This window comes from Bradyrhizobium sp. 132 (genome assembly GCF_023074185.1).
Taxonomy (GTDB): Bacteria; Pseudomonadota; Alphaproteobacteria; order Rhizobiales; family Xanthobacteraceae; genus Bradyrhizobium.
Map to the genome: position 1 here is coordinate 38,610 of NZ_JADPKY010000081.1, position 14,468 is coordinate 53,077.

The window sequence follows — 14,468 nt, forward strand, 5'->3', positions numbered from 1 at the left end:
TCCCGAATTTCGCCTGCCTTATATGGCGATCCTTGCCGGCTTGGCCAGTGATTTGCCACCTGACGTCAGGACGTCTGCCATGACGCATCTGTCATGGGACGAATTCGGCGCTCGCGTGTTAGAACGACGCAATTCGCGCAAACCGGGACGCGCAGCCGGGTTAAGCCCTTGGTGGATTAAGGCCTTGGTGCATAAGGTTTTGGGGAGAGTAAAAATGTTCAGGTTTCGTTGTCTCGCTTTGGCCGCGCTGATCCCGGCAGCGGCCTTGTCGTTTGGTCTGTCCGCCACGCTGGCCCAAACGCCGAGCCCGGCGCCGGCCGCATCAGCGAGCCCCTCGCCGGCCCCGTCGGCTTCGCCCTCCCCGGCGGCAAGTGCCTCGCCCGCACCCGTGGCTACGCCCTCGCCGGCGGCCAGCGCCTCGCCAAGCCCTGCGACGTCAAGCCCTGCGACGTCAAGCCCTGCAACGTCGTCCTCACCCGCAGCCAGTGCCTCACCGAGCCCCGCCGCCCCGCCGCCCGCTGCCGCCGCAAACCCGGCTCCCGTGCAGACCGCCGATCCCTTCGGCCAGGAGGCTACGCTCGAGCCCAAGAAGGTCGTGATGGTCAAGGGCACCGCCAATTGGGACTCGGCCTTCGACACGCTGGTCGACGCCTTCAAGGCGCTGAACACGCTGCTGGACAAGCAGGGCATCAAGCACGCCGGCAATTCGATGATCGTCTACACCTCGACCGACGACACCGGCTTCACCTTCCTTGCCGAGATCCCGGTCGAGCAGGACCCGAAGAACCTGCCCAAGGACATGAGCATCGGCAAATCGCCGGAGGGCAAAGCCCTGAAATTTGTCCATCGCGGCTCCTACGACAACATGGACAACACCTACGAGGCGATCACCAATCACCTCGACGACAAGAAGCTGGAAGCCAAGGACACCTTCATCGAGGAGTACCTCACCGATCCCCTGAAGACGGCGGAGGACAAGCTCGTGATCAATGTTTTCGTGCCGCTGAAGTGAGACCGATGAAAAAGCCCGCGATCCTTTTTACCTCCCTTGTTGCGTCCTTTGCCGCCGCGCTGCCGGCAACGCCTGCGCTCGCCGACGATTTTCCGTCCGCGATTTCGGTGAGCGGCGAAGCCACGATTTCCGCCGCGCCTGATCTGGCGCAGATCAATGCTGGCGTAGCCAACGACGCCAAGTCGGCGAAGGAAGCTTCCGACGCCAACAACGCCGCGATGGGCAAGGTGCTGCTGGCGCTGAAGGGCGCAGGCATTGCCGAGAAGGATTACCAGACCTCGCGGCTGTCGCTGCAACCGCAATATGGCCAGAACAAATCCACCGGCGCCTCGCCCGTGGTCGGCTTCCGCGCCTCGAACCGCGTCACCGTGAAAATCCGCGACGTGACCAAGGTCGCTGGCATCATCGACACGCTGGTCGGCGCCGGCGCCAACGATATCGGCAATATCTCCTTCGAAGTGACGCAGGCGTCAAAACTGCTCGACGACGCCCGCGAGCAGGCGGTCACCGATGCCCGCCGCAAGGCGGAGATCTATGCCAGGGCCGCCGGTGTGACGCTGGGTGCGCCGCTCAGCGTGTCCGAAGGCGGTGCCCCAATGCCGCTGTTCAAGGGCCGCATGGCCGCTGCTCCAATGGCCGCAGGCGGCGCCGCCGTCGCACCGGGCGAGGAAACACTGTCGGTGACGGTGAATGTGAGCTGGGCGATCAAGCCAAAAGAGCAGTAGGTCTCGTGTCCCGGACGCGCTGCAGCGTGAAACGCTGCTGCGCAGAGCCGGGACCCAGCGTGCCGCAAGCATGGGCCCCGGCTCTGCAGCGCACCGTCGAAGAGACGCTGCGCTGCGTCCGGGGCACCAGCGGTTTGCCAGGACGTTAAATCTCCACCACCTGCCCCGGCTTCATCGCCACGAACCGCTCTTGCTGAATCTTTGCTGCATCCAGCGCCTCGACCAGCGCCTTGGCCGGCGCGTCGATTGCCTCATCGGTCAGCTGGAACGTGCCGTGATGATGCCCCAGCGCGGCTTGCGCGCCGCAATCCGCCAGCGCCTTCACCGCATCTTCCGGATTCATGTGCTGGTCGCGCATGAACCAGCGCGGCTCGTAGGCGCCGATCGGGAGGATCGCGAGACGCAACGGTCCATACTTCTCGGCGACGCGGCGAAAATGCTTGCCATCGCCGTAGCCGGAATCGCAGACGACGTAGATTTTCCCCGCTGGCGTCTCCAGCACGAAACTCGCCCACAGCGCCTTGTTGCGATCGAACATGCCGCGCGCCGACCAGTGTCGGGTCGGCACTAGCGTCACGGCGATGCCGCCGCCGAGCTCGACGCGATCGTGCCAGTCGAAGGCTTCCACCTTGAGCGTGGAATCGGTGCTCCGCATCGTGACGTCGTTGCCGAGCGGGGTGACCACGCGCGGGGCAAAATTCTTGGCGAGCCGCGACAGCGTCGCGATGTCGAGATGGTCGTAGTGGCCGTGCGAGACCAGCACGATATCGATCTTCGGCAGCTTGTCGAAGGCAATGCCGGGATCGTTATGCCGTTTCGGTCCCGCGAAGCTGACGGGCGAGACCCGCGTCGACCAGACGGGATCGACGAGGATGTTGAGGCCGCCGGTCTGGATCAGCCAGCTGGCATGGCCGACGAAGGAGAGCCGCACCTTGTCGCCGTCGACGCGCGCCGGCGGGGCATCGGCGTGGGGGCTCGGCGCCCAGTCCGGCCAGGCCGCGCGCTGTCGCTTGCCGCCGAACTGCCAGCGCAGCACCTCGCGAAGCGATTTCGGCGGCGCGCCGTCCGGATCGAAGAAGGTCAGCCCGTCGAAATGGTCGGAGGCGGGACCGTCATAGGTTTTCATGCGGGACATCCAAAGAGAGGGCACGCCAACCAACGCGCTGGCCCCGGCAAGCAGTCCGAAAAGGCGGCGGCGGGTGATCTTCACGGGTCAAGCTTCAGGGCTGGTCGGAGCGGCCGGACATCACCCTCATATGGGCCGGGCCAGAGAAAAAGGAACCTGCGGTCAAAAGAATCATCTTTTCAGTGACTTACCCTGGCGAAGGCGTTCCGCCCCCCTAACTTTCCTTGACTTTTGAGCGTCAGCGGCGTTTAACCCCGCCACTTCTCGGAAAGGCTTTCTTTTCGACCCGCCGACTGGTCCCTGAGGCCAGAGGCCAACGCCCGACAGCGCTATGCGCCCTCGGGCGTGAAGGTGTTTGGATTTTCTGCTCCCTCGCCCCGCGCTCGCGGAGAGAGGTGAAAAAGGACAACGGCATTGTTCGACAATCTGTCGGAACGGCTTGGCGGCATTCTCGATCGTCTGACGGGGCGCGGTGCGCTGACCGAAAAGGACGTCGACGCCGCGATGCGCGAGGTGCGCCGCGCGCTGCTGGAAGCCGACGTCGCGCTCGAAGTGGTGCGCAGCTTCACCGAGCGGGTCCGCGAGCAGGCGATCGGCGCCACCGTCGTCAAGTCGGTCACGCCCGGCCAGATGGTGGTCAAGATCGTCCATGACGAGCTGATCAACATGCTCGGCGCCGAAAGCCAGACCATCGACGTCAATTCCGTGCCGCCGGTGCCGATCATGATGGTCGGCCTGCAAGGCTCCGGCAAGACGACCACCACCGCAAAGCTCGCCCGCCGCATGGTCCAGCGCGACAAGCGCAAGGTGCTGATGGCGTCGCTCGACATCTACCGTCCCGCGGCGATGGAGCAGCTGGCCGTACTGGGCCGCGACCTCGACATTCCGACGCTCCCGATCGTCGCCGGCCAGCAGCCGGCTCACATCGCGAAGCGTGCGCTGGAGGCCGGCAAGCTCGGCGGCTACGACGTCGTGCTGCTCGACACCGCCGGCCGCACCACGCTCGACGAAGAGATGATGGCGGAAGCGGCAGCGATCAAAGCCGCCGCCAATCCGCATGAAGTGCTGCTGGTGGCAGACAGCCTCACCGGCCAGGACGCCGTCAACCTCGCCCGCGCCTTCGACGAGCGCGTCGGCCTGACCGGCATCGTGCTCACACGTGTGGACGGCGACGGCCGCGGCGGCGCCGCGCTGTCGATGCGCGCCGTCACGGGCAAGCCGATCAAGCTGCTCGGCACCGGTGAAAAAACCGATGCGCTGGAGGATTTCCATCCCGACCGTATCGCCGGCCGCATCCTCGGCATGGGCGACGTGGTCTCGCTGGTCGAACGCGCCGCCGCTAATATCGACGCCGAAAAGGCCGCGCGCACCGCCGAGCGCATGCGCAAGGGGCAGTTCGACCTCAACGATATGCGCGAGCAGCTGTCGCAGATGGCGAACATGGGCGGCATCAGCGGGCTGATGGGCATGATGCCCGGCATCGCCAAGATGAAGAACCAGATCGCGGCCGCCGGCATCGACGACAAGATTTTGAAGCGCCAGGTCGCGGTGATCGATTCCATGACGCGCGACGAGCGCCGTCATCCCGATTTGCTCAAGGCCAGCCGCAAGAAGCGCATCGCCGCAGGTTCCGGCCAGAGCGTCGAGCAGGTCAACAAGCTGCTCAAGATGCACCGGAACATGGCCGACATGATGAAGGCCATGGGTTCGGGCAAGCGCGGGCCGCTCGCCGGTATCGCACAGGCGATGGGCTTTGGCGGCGGCATGAAGCCGCCTTCGCCGGAAGAGATGAAGGCGCTGCAGGAGAAGATGCAAGGTGGCGGCGGACAAGGTCTGCCCAGCCTGCCGAAGGATTTGCCGGCTGGTCTGCGCACCGGTCTGCCGAACGTTCCCGGCCTGACCGGGCTGAGCGGCAAGCCGATGCTTCCGGGCCTCGGCGGATTTCCGGGCAAGAAGAAATGAGGAATTCGTCGCACGGGTCGTAGGTGTCCCGCGCGGCGCGAAAATACCAATCAATCGAACAAACTGTACTTTTAAGGAGAACTAAGATGTCCGTCGTTATCCGCCTCGCCCGCGCTGGCACCAAGAAGCGCCCCGTCTATCACGTCGTCGTCGCCGATTCGCGCTTTCCCCGCGATGGCCGCTTCATCGAGCGTCTCGGCTATTTCAACCCGCTGCTGCCGAAGGACAACGAGACCCGCCTGAAGCTCGACATGGACAAGGTCAAGGCCTGGCTCGCCAAGGGCGCGCAGCCGTCGGACCGTGTGTCGCGCTTCCTCGACGCCGCCGGCGTCAAGAAGCGCGAAACGCGCAACAACCCGGAAAAGGCCGTGCCGCGCAAGGAGCGCAAGGCGCAGGCCGAAGCCGCCGCGAAGGGTTAAGGCCAGACCATGCCGGAGCTGGTCTGCGTCGCGCGGATCGGCGCCGCGCATGGTGTGCGCGGCGCGGTCAAACTGTGGACCTTCACCGAAGATCCCTTTGCCATCAGGCGCTACGGTCTGCTCTCGTCGAAGGACGGCAAGCGCCAGTTCGAGGTCGCACAGGCGCGCGAGGCCAAGGATCATCTGGTCGCGACGTTCAAGGGTGTCACGACCCGCGATGAGGCCGAACGGCTCAACGGCATCGAGCTCTACGTCGCGCGCGAAAAGCTGCCCGCGACCGACGCGGACGAATATTACCACACCGATTTGATCGGGCTTGCCGCCGTCACCCCTGACGGCGACGCGCTCGGCCGCGTGCTCGCGATTCATAATTTCGGCGCCGGCGACCTCATCGAGATCGCTCCACCCAAAGGCCCGACGCTGCTGCTGCCGTTCACGAACGCGGTGGTGCCCGAGGTCGATCTTGCCGGCGGCCGCGTCGTGATCGCGCTGCCGCAGGAGATCGAGGGCGAGGACAAGGACAAGGACCAAGGCCGGGACGCATAACCACAGGCCGTGGTTTTGGTTAAGCTGGTGGCGCCGATCATCGCAAAACGGGCAGCGGTGACTGTGGGTCCCGGGCCTTCGCCGGGACGACGGATTTCTTAGGACCAATGACCAATCCCCTACCCTGGCGCGCGACGGTGCTGACGCTGTTTCCGGAAATGTTTCCGGGGCCGCTGGGCGTGAGCTTGGCCGGCCGGGCGCTGGCGTCCGGGCTTTGGGAGCTGGAGGCGCGGGACATCCGGGCCTCGGCCACCGATCGCCACCGCAGCGTCGACGACACCCCGGCCGGCGGCGGGCCGGGCATGGTGCTCCGGGCCGATGTTCTGGCGGCGGCCATCGATGCCGCCGAAAGCGAACAGGATCGGCCGAAACTGCTGATGAGCCCTCGGGGTCGGCCATTGACCCAGGCCCGCGTCCTGGAGCTGGCCAAGGGTCCGGGTCCCCTGGTCGTCTGCGGGCGGTTCGAGGGGGTGGATCAGCGGGTGATCGACCGGCGAGGCCTGGAGGAGGTCTCGATCGGCGATTACGTGCTGTCCGGGGGTGAAATCGCCGCGCTGGCGCTAATAGATGCCTGCGTCCGGCTGCTGCCGGGCGTGATGGGCAAGGAAGCCTCGGGAACCGAGGAAAGCTTTTCGGACGGCCTGCTCGAATACCCCCAATACACCCGTCCGCAGCTGTTCGAGGGAACTCCGATCCCCGAAATCCTGACCTCAGGCGACCATGCCAAGGTCGCTGGCTGGCGGCGGGCGGAATCCGAGGCCCTGACGGCAGCCCGGCGACCCGATTTGTGGGCCCAAATCCCGAGCAAGGCCCCGAATCGGGCCGGACGCCAAAAAACGCCAAAAAACAAGACAGACGGGTGACAAACGCTCCGGCTTGTCCTATAGGAGCGCCACATCCGCAATAGCTGGATAGACGAATTTCGCGCAGCCCCCGTCCTGCGGCTGGGGGCGCCGATGGAGACTTACCCATGAACCTGATCCAACAGCTTGAAAAAGAGCAATTCGACAAGCTCGCCGCCGGCAAGGAGATTCCGGAGTTCGGACCGGGTGACACCGTGATCGTCAACGTGAAGGTGGTCGAAGGCGACCGATCCCGCGTGCAGGCCTATGAAGGCGTCTGCATCGGCCGCTCCGGCGGTGGGCTCAACGAGAGCTTCACCGTCCGCAAGATTTCCTACGGCGAGGGCGTCGAGCGCGTGTTCCCGGTGATGTCGCCGATGATCGACTCGATCAAGGTGGTGCGCCGCGGTAAGGTGCGTCGCGCCAAGCTCTATTATCTCCGCAGCCTTCGCGGCAAGTCGGCCCGCATCGTCGAGAAAAAGCAGGACCGCGCCACCGCCGTCAACGAGTAAGCTTTCGCTTACAGGCGAGTTTCGGAGAGCGCGGGGCCAAACCCCGCGCTTTTTTGTTCCCTGCTCGCAGGTCTCGCCCTCATCCTGAGGAGCGCGTCTCGAAGGATGCAGGCCCGCCTGTGGCCTCGCCCTTCGAGACGCGCGCCGAGGCGCGCTCCTCAGGGTGAGGGGCATGTCTTGCGCGAGCCTTGAAAGCCCTCGCGATTCCAATTCGGCCTGCTATATATTCTTGGAATGTTTCCAGATCCGACCAGCCTCTCGTCCGCCAAGCGCATCGTCATCGACGATCGCTCACGGCTGCCTGGCCGGTTCTTCGGGCGCTTCGCGACCTCGGCAACGTCAGAGCTTACGCGCGCAGCCTAAAAGCTGCGCTGACGATTTTGTTGCCCCGCGCGCCACCCGCGCAACCCGCTCTACACAACATTCCTGGAGCTGACGCTCATGTCCAAGCCGACCACATTGTACGACAAGATCTGGAACGACCATCTGGTGCACGAAGCCGAGGACGGCACCTGCCTGCTCTATATCGATCGCCATCTGGTGCACGAGGTGACCTCACCGCAGGCGTTCGAAGGCCTGCGCACCACCGGGCGCAAGGTCCACGCGCCCGAGAAGACGCTCGCTGTCGTCGATCACAACGTCCCGACCACCGACCGCACCAAGCCGAATCCGGATCCGGAGAGCATCGAGCAGATCAAGGCGCTGGCCGACAACGCCAAGGAATTCGGCATCGAATATTACGACGAGTTCGACAAGCGCCAGGGCGTCGTCCACGTCATCGGACCCGAGCAGGGTTTTACGCTGCCCGGCACCACCATCGTCTGCGGTGACAGTCACACCTCGACGCATGGCGCGTTCGGCGCGCTCGCGCACGGCATCGGCACGAGCGAGGTCGAGCACGTGCTGGCGACGCAGACGCTGATCCAGAAGAAGGCGAAGAACATGCGCGTCACCGTCGACGGCAAATTGCCGGACGGCGTGACGGGCAAGGACATCATCCTGGCCATCATCGGCGAGATCGGCACCGCGGGCGGCACCGGCTACGTGCTGGAATACGCCGGCGATGCGATCCGTGCGCTCAGCATGGAAGGCCGCATGACGGTCTGCAACATGTCGATCGAAGGCGGCGCGCGCGCCGGCCTGGTCGCGCCCGATCAGAAAGCCTACGACTTCCTGCGCGATCGTCCCAAGGCGCCGAAGGGTGCCGCCTGGGACACGGCGATGCGCTACTGGGAAAAACTGCGCTCCGACGAGGGCGCGCATTTCGACCAAGAGCTGCGCCTCGATGCCGCCAAGCTGCCGCCGATCGTGACCTGGGGCACGAGCCCCGAGGACGTGATCTCGATCACCGGCATCGTGCCCGACCCCGACAAGATCGCGGACGAGGCCAAGCGCCTGTCGAAGCACCGCGCCTTGAAGTACATGGGCCTGACCGCGGGCACGAAGATCACCGACATCAAGCTCGACCGCATCTTCATCGGCTCCTGCACCAACGGCCGCATCGAGGATTTGCGCGCGGCAGCAAAGATTGCGCAAGGCAAGACCGTTTCAGCGCATGTCAACGCCATGGTCGTGCCGGGCTCCGGCCTCGTGAAGGAGCAGGCCGAGGCTGAAGGTCTGGACAAGATCTTCATCACGGCCGGATTCGAATGGCGCGAGCCCGGCTGTTCGATGTGCCTCGCCATGAATCCGGACAAGCTGGCTCCGGAAGAGCGCTGCGCCTCGACCTCGAACCGCAATTTCGAGGGCCGCCAGGGCTTCAAGGGCCGCACCCATCTGGTGTCGCCGGCGATGGCGGCGGCCGCGGCCATCGCGGGTCACTTCGTCGACATCAGGGAGTGGCGCTGAGCCGCTTCCTGCAATTTGAACGATCGCGGCAAACCGCCGTTAATCGGCAGCGCCGATACTGCGTCCTCGCGACGGTTTCGCGAGGACACGCCTCATGGTCAACAAGCCTGAATATGTCGATCTGATCAGCGCGGCGACGCCCCAGCATCGGCGGCGCACCGCACCGCTGCGCATCGTCGCCAAACCCGAGGTCGAGGAAACCTCAAGGCTCAGCCGCTGGCCGCCGGCGATGTTCAAGCAGTGGAAGCTAGAGAACCTCACACGCTGGAAGTCGGCTTCGTGGAAGCTGAAGGATTGGCTTTAAGCCACCGAATGAAAAAAGGGCGCCACCGAGGCGCCCTTTTCATTTCGATCGTGCTTACCAATACCGGTACGGATGGTGCCAGCGATGCCAGCGGCAGACGCGGCGCGGGCCGTAATAGGTCCAGATGACCCGGCAGCGACGCGGATAGCTGTAATAGGGATAGTAGCCGCCGTAATAGCGCCGGTGGAAATGGCGATGGCCGTAGTAGGCGGGACGATAGCCGCCATAACGGTGATAGCCGCCAAAGCGATGAACTCCGCCGTAGCGATAGCCGCCACCATGAAAGGCGGGCGCGGCGCGGAAGCCACCACCGTGGATGCCACCGCCGCGGAAGCCGCCGAAATGTCCTCCGCCACCGTGGAAGCCGCCTCCTCCATGGAAGCCGCCGCCATGTCCACCACCGCCATGTCCACCGCCGCCACCGCCGCCGTGGCGAATCTGGATCATGTCGTCGCTTGCGGCCTTCGCCGCCGGCAACGCCGTCGGATTGATCGGAGTCATTGCTTCAGCACGACGCGTGGTCCCGGCCGACAGCATCAGCGTCGTGGCGGCCGCAATCCCGAGCAAGCGGATCGGGCTTGCTCTGAGACCCAATATCCTCAGCATCGATTTCTCCCTGAATCTGGACAGCGGAGTTGCGACGCTCGTTCGCGCCGTGCGTCTGCGCTGTTCATTGACGGTCGCTCCCGAGATTAAATTAGGGACGGCGACGTGAATGCCTCATGAATGAACGATGTTCCCGGCGTCGTGCTGCGACGTCACCACCACGGCCCGAAGCTGAGCACGAACGGTGCGGGCACGCCGTAAGGATAAGGGCGGTAGTAGACAGGCCGCGCGTAGTAACGCGGCTCGTGAGGTGCGACGCGGCGCACAGCGTCATGATGGCGTCCGTGACGCCGCGCACCGAGGTCCGTTGCGGACGCCGACGCCTTTCTTGTCGCGGCATCCTGCGTCGCGGCAATGGAGACGCCGGGTAAAGCGACGATCAGCCCGAGGGCAACCGCTACTCCGATCCATCTCGTCATGATCGACCTCTGCTGCGCCCGCATGCGGTGCTGCCGGCGGGATCGGCCAACTCAGCCCCGACGCCAGTAGCAGCTCATATGCGGCACGATCACCGTGCCGCTGGGGCGGTATTCCTGCACATAGGTGGCGTTGCACTCGCGGACCGCATCGGGACCGGGGTTGTAGCGCGGATAGACGCCGTCAGGAGTGTAGTAGGGCGTAACGCGCAGACGCGCCGGCCGCCGCTTGCGCGGCGGCGGGACATCGTCTGACGAGGCCGCCTGGGCCAGCCTGATGCCGTGGGCCGCGGTCTGGGCTTCCGCGCCAACGCAAAACTGCGAAAACAACCCCATGCACAGTAGCGTCAGCGCTGTTTTCGTTCGCATTTTTCCGCCCACTTGAACGTCCTATTCGAGGCCCTACGCTCCCCGTTTTGACGGCGCCCGTCAACCTCGCCGCGCTTATAATGCCGGATGCATCGGCGCGGAACCCGCGCTAAGAGGGATCCATGTGGACGGAATTGAAAGCGCCTTCGCTGGCCGAGATGGAAGCGACGGCCCATGACATCTTCGAGCGCCTGCCGGCGGAATTTCGCAAGCTCTGCGAGGGCGTGATCATCCGCGTCGACGACTTCCCGACCGAGGAAGTCCTGGACTCGATGGAATGCGAGAGCGAGTTCGACCTGCTCGGCCTGTTCCAGGGCATCGGCCTGCCGCAGCAGAGTTTTGGCGATGTGGCGCGTTTGCCCAACATGGTCTGGCTCTACCGCCGGCCGATCCTGGATTACTGGGCCGAGCACGACGAGAGCCTCGGCTATATCGTCCGCCACGTCCTGATCCACGAGATCGGCCATCATTTCGGCCTCTCGGACGACGATATGGCCGCGATTGAGGCCCAAGAGCCGGGTTGAGCAGACGAGATCTGCCGAATTCGGCCTAGGATTTGGGGCTCGATCGCGATAAATATCGGTTCTTCTGAGCCACCCCGGGAAAGCGCAACCATGGACAAGTTCACCAGGCTGGAAGGCGTCGCGGCGCCGCTGAAGATCATCAATGTCGATACCGACATGATCATTCCGAAGCAGTACCTCAAGACCATCAAGCGCACCGGCCTCGGCAAGGGGCTCTTCTCCGAGCAGCGCTACAAGGACGACGGCAGCGAGAATCCGGATTTCGTCCTCAACCAGCCCGCCTATCGCAATTCGAAGGTGCTGGTCGCCGGCGACAATTTCGGCTGCGGCTCGAGCCGCGAGCACGCGCCCTGGGCGCTGCTCGATTTCGGCATCCGCTGCGTGATCTCGACGTCGTTCGGCGACATCTTCTACAACAACTGCTTCAAGAATGGCATCCTGCCGATCCGCGTGTCGCAGGAAGACCTCGACAAGCTGTTCGACGACGCCGAGCGCGGCGCCAACGCGACGCTGACGATCGACCTGCCGAACCAGGAGATCCGCGGCCCCGACGGCGGCACGGTCAAGTTCGAGATCGACCCGTTCCGCAAGCACTGCCTGATCAACGGCCTCGACGACATTGGTCTCACGATGGAGAAGAAGTCCTCGATCGACACTTATGAAGAGAAGCTCAAGAGCGACCGCGCCTGGGCTTGATCGCAAGCTTTTACACGAGCCCCGGTGCCATCAGCGCCGGGGCTTTTTCTTTGCCCTCATTATCCCGTATAGCTTCGCGCATGCTGCCCGACATTGTCACCTTCTGGCATGGCCCGATGGACACCCTGCGCCAGACCTGTCTGCGTTCGCAGCTCGCGGCCGGCCACAAGGTCACGGTCTACAGCTTTGACACCACTCCCGGCCTGCCCGCCGGCATCGACAATGCGGATGCCGAGGCGATCCTGCCGCACGCGTTCTCCGAACGATTGCGCCCGCCGCAGCCGGATGGAAGCTGGCGCGACTGGACCACGCTTCAGTTCAGTGACTTCTTCCGCATGAAGCTGATGGCGAAGGGTCTTGGTCTCTGGCTCGACGCTGACGTGCTGCTGCTCAAGCCCGCCGAGATCGATCCGGCAAAACCCTACTTCGCCTGGGAGCGGCCGCGCCAGCTCGGCAATTCCGTGATCTACCTGCCGCCCAAGCACGGCATCGTTGCCGCCTTCGAAGAGCTGATGGAGCAGGAGGAGCTGACGCCGGACTGGCTGTCGCTGCGCCATCGCGTCACGTTTGCGGTGCGCCGCCTGCGCGGCGGTTCGAACCGCCTCTCCGACATCCGCGTCGCGATCTTCGGACCAGCGGCATTGACCGCGCTCGCCCGTCGCACCGGCGAGCTGAGCTGCGCGCTACCGAAACAATCGTTCTATGCCGTGCATGCCGAGCCAAAACTGTTCTTCGACCCCTCGAACTATCTCGGCCTCGTCAGCGACCCCGATATCATAGGCCTGCACATCTCGCCGAAAGGGCGCGGCGGCGAAAAGCCGATCCCGGGCAGCCTGTACGCATGGGCGGCGGAGCGGTTCGGCTGAACACGCCGTTTGATCCAGCGCGGCGGAGAACTATCAGGGCTACCGTGCCAATGCGTCGACGTTGGAAACGCTCGATCGGGTGACCCACGGCGCACTGAATCTGCCCTGCGCATTGCTGGGTTCCTGTGCCTGCTGCCCGTCTCTACGGATGCGAGTCATTTGTCGGGGCACCTGCTCTATGCCAACGGAGCGGACGCGCGGCAGCGATGATTGCGGCGCCGGTGACCCGCTAACGCTGTAAGCGGCTGGCAAGGACAAACATCGGCAAAGATGCAAGCTGCGCGGCGATTGCGAAGATGACCAGCGCCAGAATCGAGCGCTCATAGAGCAGACCCGTCACGACACTGCCGATCAGCCAGCCAATGCCATAGCCTCCATAGAACAGACCGAAGGCAAGGTTGCGCCTGCCTTCCGGCAGGACGGTGGCAACCAGCGCCTTGAGCAGCGTGTCCTGAGTGGCGTAGCCGATTCCCCACAATACGATGCCCACAAGCGCCGTGCCGAAGCCGCCGAAGAACACGAAGGGCGAGAACGTCGCCGACAGCAGAACTGCAACGAGCACGACCGGTAGCCCGAAGCGATCGAACAGCTTCCCGAAAGCAAGACTGACGAGGACTCCGCATCCGGTGGAGATCGCGAGGAAGACAGGTATCCACTGCCCGGTCACGACGTGCGTTCGATCGAAATGATACGAGATCAGCTCAAAGCTCATAAGGCCGGCAGCAAAGAATGCGCCTGCGATCATGTAGCCCCAGAAGGCAGGCGAGAAATCACCGGCCGAAGCGGTCTGACCCTGCTCGAGCTTCGAAGGCACGGGAAAGCCGGCGCGCGCCACAGCAAGCGACAGGAATGCAAGCAACGCCGGAATCAGCAGCAGCAGATAGCCCAGCTGATAGCTGCCATTCCAGAAAAGGACGGCGGCAATCATGAGCGGTCCGATCGTAGCTCCGACCTCGTCGAGCGCGGTGTTGAGACCGTAAACCCACCCCTTGCCGAGTTCGCCGGTCGTGTACGAGATCATCGCCTCGACCGTCGGCTTGCGGATCGCGCGCCCGACACGCTCGGCCAGCACCAGCAAAGCGGCGACCTGCCAGTTTCCTGCAACCGCCATCGCAGGCACCGCAATCAGGTTGATGCCATAGCCAATGAAGGTGATGAGCCAATAGCGCCCGCTCTTGTCGGCAACGTATCCGGAGAAGGGCCGCAGCGCATAGCCAAGAAACTCTCCCGCGCCGGCGGTGATGCTGACTACGGCGGCGCTCGCCCCCAGCGTCGCCATGAACGGGCCATTGATGCTGCCGCCGCCCTCATAGGTGACATCGCCGAACAGATTGACGATGCCCATGGTGAACACGAACGTGAAGGCCGGCGAACTTCCTTGCCAAATGCGCATGCAGCGATAGCCCGCGCCAAGGCGGGCTCCGATTGTCCCAGCCGCTCGATGCAAAGCAACGGCCGATGACGGCGTCGGTTCCCCAAGGGACCCGCGCCTATCGTATGGGAAGCGCCGAGTGACGAGGCTGAGCTACGGCTTGCTCATCGCTGCGATCGCGTCCGCGAAGATCGCGTTGCAGGCGTCGATCTGCGACGGATGAATCAGCGTCTTGCCGTCAAAACCGAGATCGCGGCCGAAAGGCGAAGATGACTAAGAACAAAAGCTGAGCCGCGCGGTTAGAGAGCAAACTCGCGAGGTGA

General features: G+C 64.2%; 17 protein-coding genes. 12 read left to right on the top strand and 5 right to left on the bottom strand.

The window, feature by feature from the left end:
• Positions 1-214: 214 nt before the first annotated feature.
• Both IVA74_RS14030 and IVA74_RS14035 read left to right on the top strand, forming a co-directional pair.
• Positions 215-1,012, top strand: a complete 798-nt coding sequence (locus IVA74_RS14030) for a GyrI-like domain-containing protein (RefSeq protein ID WP_247344478.1) — start codon at positions 215-217, stop codon at positions 1,010-1,012.
• A gap of 5 nt (positions 1,013-1,017) precedes the next feature.
• A complete protein-coding gene (locus tag IVA74_RS14035) occupies positions 1,018-1,737 on the top strand; it encodes an SIMPL domain-containing protein (protein ID WP_247344481.1) in 720 nt (239 codons plus the stop codon).
• A 145-nt stretch (positions 1,738-1,882) separates the two neighbouring features.
• On the opposite strand, the gene IVA74_RS14040 is transcribed toward IVA74_RS14035, so the two are convergent.
• On the bottom strand, positions 1,883-2,947 hold the full coding sequence (locus tag IVA74_RS14040; RefSeq protein ID WP_247344485.1) for an MBL fold metallo-hydrolase: 1,065 nt from the start codon (positions 2,945-2,947) through the stop codon (positions 1,883-1,885).
• Positions 2,948-3,277: 330 nt separating this feature from the next.
• Between IVA74_RS14040 and ffh the strand changes: the two genes are divergently transcribed.
• The 7 genes from ffh (at position 3,278) to IVA74_RS14075 (ending at position 9,296) form a co-directional block, all read left to right on the top strand.
• The gene (gene ffh, locus IVA74_RS14045) at positions 3,278-4,825 is read left to right on the top strand and encodes a signal recognition particle protein (RefSeq protein WP_247344487.1); all 1,548 of its coding nucleotides are present in this window, start codon (positions 3,278-3,280) and stop codon (positions 4,823-4,825) included.
• A gap of 86 nt (positions 4,826-4,911) precedes the next feature.
• Positions 4,912-5,244, top strand: a complete 333-nt coding sequence (gene rpsP, locus IVA74_RS14050; RefSeq protein ID WP_247330959.1) for a 30S ribosomal protein S16 — start codon at positions 4,912-4,914, stop codon at positions 5,242-5,244.
• Between the two features lie 9 nt (positions 5,245-5,253).
• On the top strand, positions 5,254-5,790 hold the full coding sequence (rimM, locus tag IVA74_RS14055) for a ribosome maturation factor RimM (RefSeq protein ID WP_247344490.1): 537 nt from the start codon (positions 5,254-5,256) through the stop codon (positions 5,788-5,790).
• A gap of 107 nt (positions 5,791-5,897) precedes the next feature.
• A complete protein-coding gene (gene trmD, locus IVA74_RS14060) occupies positions 5,898-6,653 on the top strand; it encodes a tRNA (guanosine(37)-N1)-methyltransferase TrmD (protein WP_247344493.1) in 756 nt (251 codons plus the stop codon).
• Positions 6,654-6,760: 107 nt separating this feature from the next.
• A complete protein-coding gene (rplS, locus tag IVA74_RS14065; protein ID WP_247344496.1) occupies positions 6,761-7,144 on the top strand; it encodes a 50S ribosomal protein L19 in 384 nt (127 codons plus the stop codon).
• Between the two features lie 441 nt (positions 7,145-7,585).
• The gene (leuC, locus tag IVA74_RS14070) at positions 7,586-8,992 is read left to right on the top strand and encodes a 3-isopropylmalate dehydratase large subunit (RefSeq protein ID WP_247344499.1); all 1,407 of its coding nucleotides are present in this window, start codon (positions 7,586-7,588) and stop codon (positions 8,990-8,992) included.
• 94 nt (positions 8,993-9,086) lie between these two features.
• Positions 9,087-9,296, top strand: coding sequence for a hypothetical protein (locus IVA74_RS14075; RefSeq protein ID WP_247344503.1), 210 nt, complete (start codon positions 9,087-9,089; stop codon positions 9,294-9,296).
• Between the two features lie 54 nt (positions 9,297-9,350).
• Here the strand turns inward: IVA74_RS14075 and IVA74_RS14080 are convergent, their stop codons facing one another.
• The 3 genes from IVA74_RS14080 to IVA74_RS14090 all read right to left on the bottom strand — a co-directional run bounded on the left by IVA74_RS14080 (position 9,351) and on the right by IVA74_RS14090 (position 10,654).
• Positions 9,351-9,902, bottom strand: coding sequence for a hypothetical protein (locus tag IVA74_RS14080; protein ID WP_247344506.1), 552 nt, complete (start codon positions 9,900-9,902; stop codon positions 9,351-9,353).
• 152 nt (positions 9,903-10,054) lie between these two features.
• Complete coding sequence (locus IVA74_RS14085; protein ID WP_247344509.1) at positions 10,055-10,321, bottom strand: hypothetical protein; 267 nt, start codon at positions 10,319-10,321, stop codon at positions 10,055-10,057.
• A 51-nt stretch (positions 10,322-10,372) separates the two neighbouring features.
• On the bottom strand, positions 10,373-10,654 hold the full coding sequence (locus IVA74_RS14090; protein WP_247344596.1) for a hypothetical protein: 282 nt from the start codon (positions 10,652-10,654) through the stop codon (positions 10,373-10,375).
• A gap of 155 nt (positions 10,655-10,809) precedes the next feature.
• On the opposite strand from IVA74_RS14090, the gene IVA74_RS14095 reads away from it, so the two are divergent.
• The 3 genes from IVA74_RS14095 (at position 10,810) to IVA74_RS14105 (ending at position 12,773) form a co-directional block, all read left to right on the top strand.
• Positions 10,810-11,211 carry a metallopeptidase family protein gene (locus tag IVA74_RS14095; protein ID WP_247344511.1) on the top strand — a complete coding sequence of 134 codons (402 nt, stop codon included), beginning with the start codon at positions 10,810-10,812 and terminating at the stop codon, positions 11,209-11,211.
• Positions 11,212-11,301: 90 nt separating this feature from the next.
• Entirely contained in the window at positions 11,302-11,907 is a 606-nt protein-coding gene (gene leuD, locus IVA74_RS14100; protein WP_247344514.1) for a 3-isopropylmalate dehydratase small subunit, read from the top strand.
• Between the two features lie 80 nt (positions 11,908-11,987).
• Positions 11,988-12,773, top strand: a complete 786-nt coding sequence (locus tag IVA74_RS14105; RefSeq protein WP_247344517.1) for a hypothetical protein — start codon at positions 11,988-11,990, stop codon at positions 12,771-12,773.
• Between the two features lie 229 nt (positions 12,774-13,002).
• Here the strand turns inward: IVA74_RS14105 and IVA74_RS14110 are convergent, their stop codons facing one another.
• A complete protein-coding gene (locus tag IVA74_RS14110; RefSeq protein WP_247344520.1) occupies positions 13,003-14,166 on the bottom strand; it encodes an MFS transporter in 1,164 nt (387 codons plus the stop codon).
• Positions 14,167-14,468 lie beyond the last annotated feature (302 nt).